This is a genomic window from Streptomyces sp. NPDC054770 (genome assembly GCF_053611985.1).
The window spans coordinates 41969-54900 of sequence record NZ_JBSHBL010000041.1; the positions used below are offsets into that span (position 1 = coordinate 41969).

General features: G+C 71.2%; 12 protein-coding genes. 8 read left to right on the forward strand and 4 right to left on the reverse strand.

Translation table 11 applies throughout. The features are described 5' to 3' along the window. Window positions 1-14 precede the first annotated feature (14 nt). A complete protein-coding gene (locus tag ACWGKQ_RS30565; RefSeq protein WP_453295232.1) occupies window positions 15-488 on the forward strand; it encodes a hypothetical protein in 474 nt (157 codons plus the stop codon). Between the two features lie 74 nt (window positions 489-562). Continuing rightward, a complete protein-coding gene (locus ACWGKQ_RS30570; RefSeq protein ID WP_453295233.1) occupies window positions 563-967 on the forward strand; it encodes an SUKH-3 domain-containing protein in 405 nt (134 codons plus the stop codon). 454 nt (window positions 968-1421) lie between these two features. Here the strand turns inward: ACWGKQ_RS30570 and ACWGKQ_RS30575 are convergent, their stop codons facing one another. The 4 genes from ACWGKQ_RS30575 to ACWGKQ_RS30590 all read right to left on the reverse strand — a co-directional run bounded on the left by ACWGKQ_RS30575 (window position 1422) and on the right by ACWGKQ_RS30590 (window position 6967). Continuing rightward, entirely contained in the window at window positions 1422-2615 is a 1194-nt protein-coding gene (locus tag ACWGKQ_RS30575; protein WP_453295234.1) for an acyltransferase family protein, read from the reverse strand. Beyond that, window positions 2612-4774, reverse strand: a complete 2163-nt coding sequence (locus tag ACWGKQ_RS30580; protein WP_453295235.1) for a bifunctional polysaccharide deacetylase/glycosyltransferase family 2 protein — start codon at window positions 4772-4774, stop codon at window positions 2612-2614. Before ACWGKQ_RS30580 ends, ACWGKQ_RS30575 begins: the two co-directional genes overlap by 4 nt. Beyond that, window positions 4774-5766: a hypothetical protein gene (locus ACWGKQ_RS30585; RefSeq protein ID WP_453295236.1), complete on the reverse strand. Its 993-nt coding sequence runs from the start codon at window positions 5764-5766 to the stop codon at window positions 4774-4776. The genes ACWGKQ_RS30580 and ACWGKQ_RS30585 overlap by 1 nt, the downstream gene beginning before the upstream one ends. Before the next feature lie 226 nt (window positions 5767-5992). After that, on the reverse strand, window positions 5993-6967 hold the full coding sequence (locus ACWGKQ_RS30590) for a LysR family transcriptional regulator (protein WP_453295237.1): 975 nt from the start codon (window positions 6965-6967) through the stop codon (window positions 5993-5995). A 266-nt stretch (window positions 6968-7233) separates the two neighbouring features. On the opposite strand from ACWGKQ_RS30590, the gene ACWGKQ_RS30595 reads away from it, so the two are divergent. The 6 genes from ACWGKQ_RS30595 (at window position 7234) to ACWGKQ_RS30620 (ending at window position 12922) form a co-directional block, all read left to right on the forward strand. After that, window positions 7234-8211: a hypothetical protein gene (locus ACWGKQ_RS30595; RefSeq protein ID WP_453295238.1), complete on the forward strand. Its 978-nt coding sequence runs from the start codon at window positions 7234-7236 to the stop codon at window positions 8209-8211. Beyond that, entirely contained in the window at window positions 8208-8414 is a 207-nt protein-coding gene (locus ACWGKQ_RS30600) for a hypothetical protein (RefSeq protein ID WP_453295239.1), read from the forward strand. The genes ACWGKQ_RS30595 and ACWGKQ_RS30600 overlap by 4 nt, the downstream gene beginning before the upstream one ends. Window positions 8415-8495: 81 nt before the next feature. After that, entirely contained in the window at window positions 8496-9815 is a 1320-nt protein-coding gene (locus tag ACWGKQ_RS30605) for an MFS transporter (protein ID WP_453295240.1), read from the forward strand. A 118-nt stretch (window positions 9816-9933) separates the two neighbouring features. Then, entirely contained in the window at window positions 9934-11220 is a 1287-nt protein-coding gene (locus ACWGKQ_RS30610; protein WP_453295241.1) for an ABC transporter substrate-binding protein, read from the forward strand. Beyond that, complete coding sequence (locus ACWGKQ_RS30615) at window positions 11217-12104, forward strand: carbohydrate ABC transporter permease (RefSeq protein WP_453295242.1); 888 nt, start codon at window positions 11217-11219, stop codon at window positions 12102-12104. Before ACWGKQ_RS30610 ends, ACWGKQ_RS30615 begins: the two co-directional genes overlap by 4 nt. After that, window positions 12101-12922 carry a carbohydrate ABC transporter permease gene (locus ACWGKQ_RS30620; protein ID WP_453295243.1) on the forward strand — a complete coding sequence of 274 codons (822 nt, stop codon included), beginning with the start codon at window positions 12101-12103 and terminating at the stop codon, window positions 12920-12922. Before ACWGKQ_RS30615 ends, ACWGKQ_RS30620 begins: the two co-directional genes overlap by 4 nt. Window positions 12923-12932 lie beyond the last annotated feature (10 nt).

A 12932-nucleotide genomic window follows, 5' to 3' on the forward strand; every position in this document is an offset into this window, starting at 1 on the left:
ACGGAGGGGGAGGAATGGCCATGGCGTCCCGGTGGGACTGGAAAACCGGCGAAGGCGTTTCACATATCGATGACCCTGCCGAGGTGGATGCCGCGTTCGAGCGCGGCGAATGGCCTCTCGGTTCGGCGGTGATCGGACTGGCTTTCAACTGCTCGCCGGAGGATGCCTCGCCTCGGATCGTCAGGGCGATGCACTTGCCGGATCCTGACCAGCGTGGGTTTGCGTTCGTCGCGGCAGGTGCTGTGGCCCGGCTGCATGGAAGGCTCACGCCGGAACTGTATGCGGCGCTGCGAGCCGAGGGGCCCGGCGGCGTTGCGGAGCACCCCATCAGGGACACGCTGGCCTTCGTGTCTTTCCGGGATTTGCCGCCGTGGTTCAAGCGCCGGTGGGTCTATGTCACCGTGCGAGACAAGCTGGAGTACTGGTGGCTGCGCTCCCAGGACGCGGTCGGCGATGCCTGGCGGGCCCTGCGGCGACGCCGCGGCTGAGCCGACCGACAGCGGAGCAGTGCCGCACCCTGGGAACGTTCTTGATCAACTGGATGCGAGAGCGGTGGTGCGGGATGGGGAACCATCGGACCCGGTCCTGGTCCCCGGAGACCGACGGTGTCCTTCGCCGGGCGGGCCGACGACCGGGTCGAGCGGTGCCCACGGACACCTGGGAGTGGATCCTGCGCGAGCGCGGTTCCTTCGTGCCCCACGAGGTCGCTCGGCGTTTCCTCCGCGCCTTCGGCGGGCTGGTGACGTACGGCTGGCCGGCCGATCCAGTCACAATCCGGTCGGCCATCCGGTTCGGTCCTCTCCATGCCGAGTGGGAGGACGAGACGTACGCCCGGACGAGTCGGCAGGCCGGGACATCCCCGTACCCCGTGTGCATCGCGGACGAAAGGGGCAGTCGCCTGGGCATCGCCGAGGACGGGCCGCAATACGTCAGCGACACCTTGGTGTGGGACTCGACGGTGACCTGACGGTCGTAGTAGCGGACGGTTCCGGTGACCGTCAGTCCCGCGTCCACGGAGGACTGCACCCACTTCTGGGCCGCTGCGGCGCCCTCTCCCTCCGTGTAGTACTCCAGGGCGGGAGGCCGCGGATCCTGCGCAACGATGGCCGCATCAAGTGCCCGGACGAACTCCGCGTTGCCCTTGAGGATCGCGTTCTTCGGACGCCCCGACTCGGTCGCCGACGCCGAAGCATCGGCCGAAGGCGAAGCAGACACCGGCGCCCCCCGCGTTCGTGCCCTTGCCGTTCGGCTCGGAGCCACCCCCGTTCCCCTCCCCCGCAGCCGACCGGCAGCAACGTGGCCGTCATGGCGGCGGTGGCGGTCGTGAACAGGTGGAGACGCATCAAGACGGGCTCCTGGCGGGGTGAGTGAGGCCGCAGTTACGTAGCCAGGGGTCCCTGTGCAGAGCAGAAGGCGTTCACTCACGTTCGCCGGCGAACCCGTCCCCGTCGCACCCCGTCCGGCCACACCCGCGCCCTTCTCCCCGCCGCCACGTCCTCCACCCAGCCGAACGCCAGCACCGCCGCCGCGATCAGCGGCCAGACCGCCACGAACATCCAGAAGCCGTACGTCGAGTCCAGCAGGGACGCCGCGCGGTCGGAGGCCATGAACGGCAGGTTGTAGGCCTGGTCGATGATCGGGACCGTTGCCATGATCAGCATGTTGTGCCAGAGGTAGATGGTCACCGCGCGGTTGTTGGACAGGGTGATGAGTCGGTCCCAGCGGCGCAGGCCACCCGGCAGCTCCCGCCAGGACGGGGAGTACTGCAGCAGGATCAGCACGGCCCCGAACGACCAGCACGCCTGCGCCGCCGGGATGTCGTTGAGGTCCCAGCCGTCGGGGCCCTGGTGGCCCGCCGCCCACCACAGGCCCACCGCCATGACCAGGCAGGAGAGGGAGACCGCCGCGTAGCGGGGGACGCGTGCCAGTACGCCCTCGTGGTGGGCGAAGCCCAGGATCCAGCAGCCGCCGTACACCGCGAAGTCGGTGACCGCGTTGCCCGTCTCACCGGGGATCCTCACCAACCCCGTGCCCACCACCGCCGTCAGCGCCAGCGGGGCCAGGACGGTCGGCAGTGGGGCCTTGCGGAATGCCCACAGCAGCGGTGGCGACAGCAGGACGAACCACAGGTAGGCACGGAGGTACCAGAGCGGGCCCGCCGCCTGTTCCGGCCAGGTGTCGTCCAGCAGGCCCGACGCCGAGCCGAGGTGTTCGGGGTACGGCGGGGCGCCGATCGGTAGGACGTAGTCGAGGAGTTGGGAGCAGTTGGTCCAACCGCCGCCCAGGTCCGGGTCCTTCAGCGGGTTCCAGCCGGCCGTGAGCATCATCGTCAGCAGGACCGCGCTGAACAGCCAGAGGGGTGGGAGCAGACGACGGAGTCGGCTCCGGATCACGCTCGGTGCCGGGCGGTTCAGGCTGCGCGCCATCAGTGAGCCGGCCAGCGCGAACATCACGCCCATGGAGGGGAACAGGACGGTGAGCCACGGCCAGCCGAAGAGGTGGTAGACCACCACACGGAGCAGGGCCAGGGAGCGGAGGAGGTCCAGGTAGCGGTCCCGGCCGCCGCCGGCTCCGGCCCGCCCGGGCGCGACCGGGGTCGTCTCTGCCTGTGTCATGCCGCCTGCCTCTCCCCGGTGGTGCCCGGCGCCGCCCCCACCACTCCCGTCCGCCGCAGCTTCTGCCAGCGCAGCCGGCCGCCGGTCAGCGCCGTGATCCAGGACTGGAGCAGGACGACGTACATGAGCTGGCGGTAGAGGATCTGCTGGAGCGGCAGCGAGACGAGGTGGGTCATGCGTTCGCGGTCGAGGTGGAAGGCGTAGGCCGCGCAGGCCGCCTGGACCGCCAGGACCCCCAGCCAGGCGCCGATCGTCTTCTGCGTCGGGCCGAAGACGATGCCGTAGAGGAGGAACGCGTCGATCAGGGGGGCGAGGAGCGGGGCCACCACCATGAACAGCGACACCAGGGGCAGGCCGACGCGGCCGAAGCGGCCGGACGGGCCTCGCTCCAGCATCGCCCCCCGGTGTTTCCAGATCGCCTGCATCGTGCCGTACGACCAGCGGTAGCGCTGGGACCAGAGCTGGGAGACGGACTCCGGGGCCTCCGTCCAGGCCCGGGCCCGTTCCGCGTAGACCACGCGCCAGCCGTCGCGGTGGATCGCCATCGTGATGTCGGTGTCCTCGGCGAGGGTGTCGTCGCTCATGCCGCCGACGCGTTCGAGGGCGGTACGGCGGAAGGCGCCGACCGCGCCGGGGATGGTCGGCATGCAGCGCAGCACGTCGTACATCCGGCGGTCCAGGTTGAAGCCCATCACGTACTCGATGTGCTGCCAGGCGCCGATCAGCGAATCCCGGTTGCCGACCTTGGCGTTGCCGGCGACCGCGCCGACGGCCGGGTCGCCGAAGGGCTGGACCAGCTCCCGTACGGTGGCCGGTTCGAAGACCGTGTCGCCGTCCATCATCACGACGATGTCGTGACGGGCGTTGCGCAGGCCCCGGTTGAGGGCGGCCGGCTTGCCCGCGTTCTCCTGGCGGACCACCCGGACGCCCGGCAGGTGCAGGTTCTCCACGATCCGTGCCGTGCCGTCCGTCGAACCGTCGTCGATGACGAGGATCTCTACGGGGTGTTCGCTCGCGGTCAGTGAACGGACCGTGTTCTCTATGCACTTGGCCTCGTTGTACGCGGGCACGAGCACCGACACCGGTTCGGTCACCGGGCGGCGGCCCCAGCGGAAGCCCTTGCGGCGGACCCTGCGGGTGTGCAGGAAGGAGAGCCAGAGCATCAGGGCGAACCGGGCCAGCACCGACGCGCCGATCACCGCCAGTCCGACCACCAGCACGTCCGTGATGCCGTCCGCCGCCTGGACCAGGAGGATCCAGGCCTTGCCCTGCCAGAGGTCGCGGCCGGTGACCGGGGTGTGCGCGCTCGGTGCGTTCAGGGCCTCGGTGAGGTTGTCGAAGGTGTAGCCCTGCTTCTGCAGGAGGGGGAGCAACCTGTCCAGCGCCTGGACGGTCTGGTGGCGGTCGCCGCCCGAGTCGTGCATCAGGACGATCGCACCCTTGCCGCCGCCCGGGGTGGCGTTGCGGACGATCCGGTCGACGCCCGGTTTGCGCCAGTCCTCGCTGTCCCGGTCGTTGACGACGGTGATGTAGCCGCGGCTGCCGATGTACTCGGTCACCGGCCAGGAGAGGTTGTCCATCGCGTCGGCGGAGGAGGAGTACGGCGGGCGGAAGAGGGAGGTACGGATGCCGGCCGCGCCGGTGATCGCCAGCTGGGTCTGGGACAGCTCCCAGTCGATCCGCTTCTTCGACTGGTACGACAGGTCGGGGTGGCTGAAGGTGTGCACGCCGACCTCGTTGCCCTCGGCCACCATGCGCCGGACCAGCTGCGGATAGCGGGAGGTCATGGTGCCGGTGACGAAGAAGACGGCGTGCGCGTGGTGCTTCTTCAGGACGTCCAGGACCTTCGGGGTCCAGGTCGGGTCGGGGCCGTCGTCGAAGGTGAGGACCACGCGGTGGTCGGGGATGCGCAGGGACGTCGTACGGCCGCCCCGGGTGTCGATGACCGGGCCGCCGTCCAGGATCTTCTCCGGGACCTGGTCGGAGGCGGCCTCGGGGCGGATGCGGTGGTCGGCGAGGAGCTCGCTGTGCACGTAGCCGCGCAGCATCAGCATCGCCATCAGGGCGACGAGGACGAGGACGGGCAGCGTCAGCCGCATGGGCAGGCGGCGGCGGGAGGCGTCGGCGGCGGTCCCGTGGCGCCTGGTGCGGGGCGCCATCAGAGGACGCGGGCGGGAGCGGAGGCGGCGCCGGTGCCGGTGTGCGGGGGCGCGCCCTGCGCGACCGGGCCGCCGGTCGGGGCGGCCGACTCGCTGGGCGAGACCGGTGGCGGCGACGAGGCGGGAGAGGCGGGGGCGTCCGAGGAGGGCGCCACCGCGGACGGCGAGGCGGACGCGGACGACGACCCCGGCTTCGGCGAAGAGCCCGTGCCCCCCGCGGACGACGTCGCACGCGCGGACGCCGACGCACTCGGCCGGGCGGTCGCCCTTCCGGCATCGGGCGCCCGGGAGGAGGTCCCCGCCGACGGGGTCGTACCGCCGCTCGCTGCCGGGCCGGCCACCGAGGCGCCGTCGTCCGAGGACCGGGGCGGGTGCGCGGGCCGCGGCGAGTCGTCGACCTTGCCGGCCGGCCTGTCGCCGTGCTGCCCGGGCACCGGCAGCCAGGGCGCGTCGGAGCTCCCGGAGAGCAGGGTGACGACGATGACGACCGCGTAGACCGCGCAGACGAGGCCGACGGCCATCCCGAACCTGCGGAACCGGCGGCTGCGGCGGCCCGACTCGTCGACGAAGACGGGGACCGGGACGCCGGCAGCGCCGGAGGCGCCGGAGGCTGCGGAAGCACGGGAGGCCTCCGCCGCGGCGGACCGTATCGGGCCTGCCGGCCCGGTCGGCTGTATTCGTACGGCACCCACGTCGTTCTGGACCGTCACCTCGTCGGGGTCGTGGACCAGGTCCGGGGCCGGGTCGTGGACCAAATCCGGGGCCGGGTCGCGCAGGAACACCGGGATCGGCGGCTCGACCACGCTCCACGGGTCCCGTAACGCCCCGGCCCGCAACACCTCGGTCCCCCCGGCGGCCCCGGTCACCCCGGCGGCCCCACTCACCCCGGTCGCCCGGACGCTCTCGCTCGCTCCGGCGACACCGGCGGTTCCGGCCGCTCCGCCGCCCTCGGCGTCCGCAGCGGCCGTCTCCGCCCCGTCGTCCCCCGTCACAGGGATATCCCGGGCATCCAAGGCCACCTGCGGCAATTCGGGTTGGGTTTCTTCTCGCCAACTTTTCACGCGCGTACATCCCCCCACGGGACTGTTCCGGGCGCGTTGACGAACCCGAGCACACGTCACCGGAACGGGCCCCCACCCGCTCCGAACGCCCCCTTCCGGCTCTCCGCGCCCGGGCCCATGAAGCTAGCGCACGGGGCAGAGCCGTGTTTCCGATGTGTCATTTGTGGTCGTCCATCACCTCTTGATCACTGGCCGGAATCCATCCACCGGTCGGCCACTGAAGCCAGCCTTCCGCCCGCCCGATCTCGACGGCCGCCCGTCGCAGCGCGTCGACTCCCGGATGGACCAGCCCCTTTCGCCACACGAGCGACACGGGCGACAACGGGACCGGATCGACCAACGGCCGCGAAACGCTTCCAGGTATGGCCGGAAATCCCACTACCGCGAGAATGGGATACCGATCCTTGGCCATGACTCGCCGGAACTCCTCCTCCCCGACGGCCAGCGGCAGCGGCGGCGCGACCGCGACACCCCGCCCCTCGAAGAGGCGAAAGGCCAGGTCGGTCCATTCCAGGGTGCGTTCGTTCCCGGCGCCGGCGTACACCGTCTCGCCCGCCAGCGCGGCCAGCGGCACCTCTTCCAGCGCCGCGAGCCGGTGATCCGAGGGGAGAATTACGGCCATGGGTTCGAACCGTACGGGCTGTTGTTCGAGCCCGGCCCGCAGCGCCGGATCCAGTCCCGCGAACCGCCCGAAGGACGCGTCGAGCCGTCCCGCGAGGAGTTCGGCCGCCGCTCCGGTGAGCCCGCTCTCGTAACGGGCCATCAGCTCGCAGTCGGGGGCGAGTTCGCGGGCGCGGTGCAGGACCCGGCGGGCGGTCTCCAGGCCCGGGGAGTTGAGGTCCACCAGCAGCGGCCGGGCCTGTCCGAAGGCGGCGAGCAGGGCGTCCTGGGCGGCCAGCACCCGGCGGGCGTACGGCAGCAGCCGGGCGCCGTCGGCGGTGAGGCTGACCTGCCGGGTGCTGCGGAGGAACAGCTCGGCGCCCAGCTCGCGCTCCAGCCGCCGCACATCACGGCTGAGCGCCTGCTGGGCGACGTACAGCCGGGCGGCGGCACGGGTGAAGTGCAGTTCCTCGGCGACGGCGACGAAGACACGCAGGAGCCGGGGGTCGATGTGGGCGGGAGAAGCGGCCATCGGGCGAATTTACCGGTGCCGCACCGGGCACCTCGCCGATGCCCCGTCGGGCAGTCGCCGGTGCACCGGCAGGGACATCACCTGTGCACCATCAGGCACTCTTACCGGCAACGCGGCAGGAAACGGCAACTAGACCAATCCGCAAGCAAGTTGACAACAACGAGACGCCGCGACGCGGCCTGGGCCCGGGCCCGGCGCCAGTACCATCGGCGCCCTGGCGCCGCCGGACGCGTTCGCCACCGCTCTCCTGGAAGGACGCGACAACCGTGCAGTCTCCACTGCCCCGGCGGCCGAAGGGGCCATCGGCCATCGCCGCGGCCTCCGCCTCCCGCACCGCGCCGGGCGCCGGCCCCGGTTCCGGTTCCAAGGGCGACTCCGCCCCTCAGCAGCAACCCGACCCGACCGAGCCGCCGATGTCCGCGGCGGCGGCCGCGTTCGCGGCGGAGAGCGCGGGCGCCGCTCAGCGCACAGCCGTCACGGCCGACCCACCGCGCGTCGGCGGCGAGCGCCCGGAGCAGGAGAGCGAACGGAGCCGGAAGGCCACCGGCACGCCGCCGGACCGGACGGGCGGCCGCACGGCCGAAGCCGCCGCCGGACCGGGGACCGACACCGCTCTGCGGCCCCCGGCCGGTGGCACCACCCGGCGCCGGACGCCCCGCCGGTTGCCCCGGGCGGTGCTCCTGACCGGGGTGTCCGTGGTCGTGGCCGCGCTGATCGGCGGCGCCTTCCTCATCGGCCGCGCCCACGACGACGACAGGCGGTCGTCGGACTCGGCATCCGGCACCGTGCCGGGCACGGCGGGGGACGGCGGCTCGTACGACAGCACGCCGAGCCTGCTCGGCCCACCCCCACCGTCCATATCGCCGTCCGCCTCGCCGTCCGCGTCACCGTCGACGGACGCCACCGGCGCGTCGTCACCGCCACCGGCCACGAAGTCCGCCAAGGGCGGTGGCACCTCCGTCCACGTACAGACCGCGCCGTCCGTCGCCTCGGTGGCCGGCGCCGGTCCGACCCGGGCCGGGTCGGGCGGCAGCGACGACGGTTCCTCCTCCTGCACCTCCGCCGCGGGCTCGGGCGCCATGACCGACTACTCGGTCTGCGTGTCGTCCGGGAAGGTCACCTTCCAGGTCACCTTCCACACCTCGCAGTCCTACTACCACGTCTTCTTCAACACCGACGGCAACACCTCGACCGGCTACCAGCTCCCCTATCCTCGCCCTCGGCCCTCGGCGCCGACTACATGATCGAGAACGGCGGTCTCTACCGGAGCCGGTCGACCGACTGGAGCTGGACCGAGACCGCGACCCGTCCGAAGCGGACGGTCGACGGCTCGACGCAGACCTGGACCCTGCCGCTGAGCGGGATCGGCTCACCGACCGGCGCCCAACGGATCGAGTTCAACGCCGGATCCGACTACACCCCGGTGATCGCCTTCAGCGCGCAGTAGCCCTATTCACAACACCAGTGCGTGAATCGGCGCCGAGCAGGTGTTGGACCTCTTGATCGGCCCGGGGCGACGGTGGTGTCCATGCCACAACCGACCGAACCCGCCGCACCGAACATGCACACCGTCACCGCCGACTCCCTCGTCACCGTCGACTTCGGCCCCCGCTTCCACCGCCGTTCCAGTCTCCGCTCCGGTCCCCGCCGCCACCCGCCCGGCCCCTACCGCCGCCTCTTCGCCCGCCCCGGCGCCCGGGCCTTCACCGCCGGGAACCTGCTGGCCCGCCTTCCCATGGGCATGTTCAGCGTCAGCGCGGTCGTGATGATCGCAGGGTCGCGCGGCTCGTACGCCCTCGCCGGTGCCGTCACCGCGACCGGCCTCGCCGCCACCGGGCTGGCCGGGCCCTGGATCGCACGGCTCGTCGACCGGTACGGGCAGGCCCGGATCGCCGTACCCGCGACCGTCACCGCCGTGCTCGGCAGCCTCGCCCTGCTGCTCTGCGTCCGCTACGGCGCCCCGGACTGGACGCTGTTCGCCGCCTACGCGGCCACCGCCACCACCCCCAACCTCGGCGGCATGTCCCGGGCTCGCTGGGCGCACCTGCTGCGCGACGACCCGGGCGCCCTGCACACCGCGAACTCCTTCGAACAGGCCGCCGACGAGCTGTGCTTCATGCTCGGCCCGGTCCTCGCCTCCTTCCTGACCGGCACCTTCTTCCCGGAGGCCGGCACGCTGGTCGGCGCGGTGCTGCTGCTCACCGGCGCGCTGCTGTTCGCCGCCCAGCGGGCCACCGAGCCGCCGACCCGGGCCGGGACGGGCACCGCGCGCACCCCGCTGCGCGTCGGCCCCCTGCTGGCCTGCTTCGTCGCGACCGGCGCGGTGTTCGGCTCGATGGAGGTCGTCACCATCGCCTACGCCGACGCCCAGGGCCACCGCTCGGCGGCCGGTGCCGTGCTCGCCCTCCAGGCGGCCGGGTCCTGCGCCGCGGGCCTGCTGTACGGGGCGTTCAGGCCGACGGGCCCGGCCGAACGCAGGCTTCCCGTCTGCTTGTCGGCGATGGCGGCGCTGATGTCCCTCCCCCTGCTCGCCGCCCGCGCCTTCGACAGCCTCTGGGCGCTCGCCGCCGCCCTGCTCGCGGCCGGGATGGCGACCGCCCCGACCATGGTCACCGCGATGACCCTGGTCCAGGACCGGGCCCCCGCGGACCGCCTCAACGAGGGGATGAGCCTGGTCGTCACCGCCCTGCTGACCGGCATCGCCTGCGGCTCCGCACTCGGCGGCTGGGCGGCCGAGCACCTCTCCCCGACGGCCGCGTTCACCGCACCGCTCGCCGCGGCGACCACGGCATTCCTCGTCAGCGCCACCCGTCGAATCGCTTCCGGCAATTCCCGCCGCACCCATTGACGCCCTCACAGCCCGCACCTACCGTCCTGCGTCGAAGCGCTTCGACGTCCGGCATCGAACCGATTCGACGCGGGACGAGCACCATGCACCATCCATCCGACTCCCCTGGAGGCACTGGATGTTGACGGCACGAAGGCGCACCGCGACCGCGGCGGCGATCCTCGCGGGATCGCTGCTCCTCGCCTCCTGCGGCGGCTCGGGCGGCAGCACGTCCGACGGGAAGACGCTGCGGCTGTGGCACTACGAGGGTCCGACCAGCGCGATGGGCGTCGCCTGGAACGAGGCCATCAAGGAGTTCGAGGCGACCCACCCGGGCGTCAAGGTGAAGTACGAGGAGAAGAGCTTCGAGCAGATCCAGAAGACCGCGCAGATGGTCCTGAACTCCTCAGACGCCCCCGACATCATGGAGTACAACAAGGGCAACGCGACGGCGGGCCTGCTGTCCAAGCAGGGCCTGCTCACCGATCTGACCGCCGAGGCGACGAAGCGCGGCTGGGACAAGAAGCTCAGCGCGGGCGTGCGCACCACCAGCCAGTACGACGCCGACGGCGTGATGGGCTCCGGCAAGTGGTACGGGGTGCCCAACTACGCCGAGTACACCATGGTTTATTACAACAAGGACCTGTTCGAGAAGTACGGGATCGCCGAGCCGAAGACGTTCGACGACCTGACGGCGGCGATGGACACGTTCGTCGCGAAGGGCATCACCCCGCTCGCCGACTCGGGCTCCGAGTACATGGCCCAGCAGTACCTGTACCAGCTGGCCCTCTCGAAGGCCGACCGCTCATGGGTCGACGCCTACGAGCTGTACCAGGGCAAGGTCGACTTCCATGACCAGGCATGGACGTACGCGGCGACCACCTTCGCGGACTGGGTGAAGAAGGGCTACATCGCGAAGACGTCGTCCGGCACGACCGCCGAGCAGGCCGGGGTCTCCTTCATCCAGGGCAAGTCACCGATCCTGTTCTCCGGCAGCTGGTGGTACGGCCGCTTCCAGTCGGACGCCAAGTTCGGCTGGGGCAGCTTCCTGTGGCCCGGCTCGGACCTCACCCTCGGCTCCGGCGGCAACCTGTGGGTCGTACCGAAGAACTCCGAGAACAAGGACCTCGCCTACGACTTCATCGACATCACCATGTCGAAGAAGATCCAGAACCTGCTCGGCAACAAGGGCGGGGTCCCGGTCGCCGCCGACGCGAGTGCCGTCACCGACCCCAAGTCCAAGGAACTCATCGCCGACTTCAACACCGTGAGCAAGCGGGACGGCCTCGCCTTCTACCCGGACTGGCCGGTCGCCGGCTTCTACGACACCCTCGTCTCCGAGACCCAGAAGCTGATCACCGGCAGCGAGAAGCCGGACGCCTATCTGAGCAACCTCCAGACGGCGTACGACAAGGGCACCAAGTGAGGGTGCGCCGGGACTCGTACGCCCTCTTCCTCCTCCCCGGCGCCCTCGCCTTCCTCGCCGTCGTCATCGTGCCGTTCCTGATGAACACGGGGGTGAGCTTCACCGACTGGCAGGGCGTGGGCAGCCCGCACTGGTCCGGGCTCGCCAACTACCGTGAGCTGCTGCACGATTCCGAGTTCTGGGCGTCGTTCCGGCACAGCCTCTTCATGGTCGTCGCGATGGCGGCGGTCCCGACCGCGCTCGGACTCCTCCTCGCCGCCGCCCTGTTCGACTACATCGGCAAGCACTTCGGCACCCGGATCGCGGCGGTCCTGCGCGCCTGCTTCTACCTCCCCCAGGTCCTGCCGGTCGCGGTCGCCGGCATCGTCTGGAGCTGGATCCTGGCCCCGGACGACGGCTCCCTCAACGCCCTCCTGAAGGCGGTCGGCCTCGGCGGCTGGCAGCAGGACTGGCTCGGCGACCCCGACCTCGCCCTCTACACGGTCATGGGCGTGCTGGTCTGGGTGCAGCTCGGCTTCCCGCTGGTCGTCTTCATGGCCGGGCTCGGCCGGGTCGACCCCCAGCTGTACGAGGCGGCCGAGCTGGACGGCGCCGGCTGGTGGCGCCGCTTCCGGCACGTCACGCTGCCGCAGCTCCGCCCGGAGGTGTACGTCGTCCTGACCTGGTGCACGATCGCCGCGCTGAAGGTCTTCGGCGCGGTGTACGTCCTGACGAAGGGCGGCCCGGGCGGCGCCACCGACGTCCCCTCCTACTTCTCCTTCACCACGTTCTTCGAGAAGACCCAGGTCGGCTACGGCTCGGCGATCTCCACGGTCCTCACCGTCCTCGTCCTGGCCCTGGCCGTGGTGGGCCTGAAGCTGCAGAACCGCGCGGAGGACGCATGACGGCCGTACGCCGCTACCCGGTACTGGTGGCCCTCTGCCTCGCCGCCCTCTTCATGGTCGTCCCCTTCCTGATCGTGACGATGAACGCGGTCAAGTCCCCGGCGGAGTACTCGCAGAACGGCCCGCTCAGCCTCCCGCACGGCCTCTACCTGGACGGCCTCAAGGACTTCTGGCAGCGCGTCGACTACACCCGCAAGCTCGTCAACTCCACCCTCATCAGCGGTTCGGTGGCCCTGCTGGCCACCGCCCTCTCCGTCCTCAACGCGTACGCGATCGGCATCGGCCGGATCCGGGGCCGTACCTGGGTCCTCGCCTTCTTCGTCCTCGCCAACCTGCTGCCGCAGGAGGCGCTGGTCTACCCGCTCTACTACCTGAGCAAGGAGGCGGGCCTCTACGACACCCGGCTCAGCGTGATCATCGTGTTCACGGTGATCCAGTCGGCCTTCGGGACGTACCTGCTCTCCGCCGTCCTCGGTCAGTTCCCGCGCGAGATCGTCGAGGCGGCCCGGATCGACGGCGCGAACAAGTGGCAGATCCTGGTCCGGATCGTCGTACCCGTCAGCCGCCCGACCCTGGGCGTACTGCTGGTCTTCTTCTTCGTCTGGACCTGGAACGAGTTCCTGCTGCCGCTGGTCATGCTGATCTCCAACGACAACCAGACGGTGTCCGTCGCCCTCGGCGTCCTCCAGGGCCAGCGCCTGATGGACGCCACCATGACCAACGCGGCCGCCCTGCTCGGCGTGCTCCCGGCGGTCGTCTTCTTCCTCGTCTTCCAGCGCACGCTCACCCGGGGGATCGCCGTGGGGGCCGTCAAATAGGAGGTTCGTG

Coding starts and splice junctions, on each gene's coding strand:
- ACWGKQ_RS30565 (WP_453295232.1), top strand. CDS start 15: ATGGCCATGGCGTCCCGGTGGGACTGGAAAACCGGCGAAGGCGTTTCA.
- ACWGKQ_RS30570 (WP_453295233.1), top strand. CDS start 563: ATGGGGAACCATCGGACCCGGTCCTGGTCCCCGGAGACCGACGGTGTC.
- ACWGKQ_RS30575 (WP_453295234.1), bottom strand. CDS start 2,615: ATGACACAGGCAGAGACGACCCCGGTCGCGCCCGGGCGGGCCGGAGCC.
- ACWGKQ_RS30580 (WP_453295235.1), bottom strand. CDS start 4,774: ATGGCGCCCCGCACCAGGCGCCACGGGACCGCCGCCGACGCCTCCCGC.
- ACWGKQ_RS30590 (WP_453295237.1), bottom strand. CDS start 6,967: ATGGCCGCTTCTCCCGCCCACATCGACCCCCGGCTCCTGCGTGTCTTC.
- ACWGKQ_RS30600 (WP_453295239.1), top strand. CDS start 8,208: ATGATCGAGAACGGCGGTCTCTACCGGAGCCGGTCGACCGACTGGAGC.
- ACWGKQ_RS30605 (WP_453295240.1), top strand. CDS start 8,496: ATGCCACAACCGACCGAACCCGCCGCACCGAACATGCACACCGTCACC.
- ACWGKQ_RS30610 (WP_453295241.1), top strand. CDS start 9,934: ATGTTGACGGCACGAAGGCGCACCGCGACCGCGGCGGCGATCCTCGCG.
- ACWGKQ_RS30620 (WP_453295243.1), top strand. CDS start 12,101: ATGACGGCCGTACGCCGCTACCCGGTACTGGTGGCCCTCTGCCTCGCC.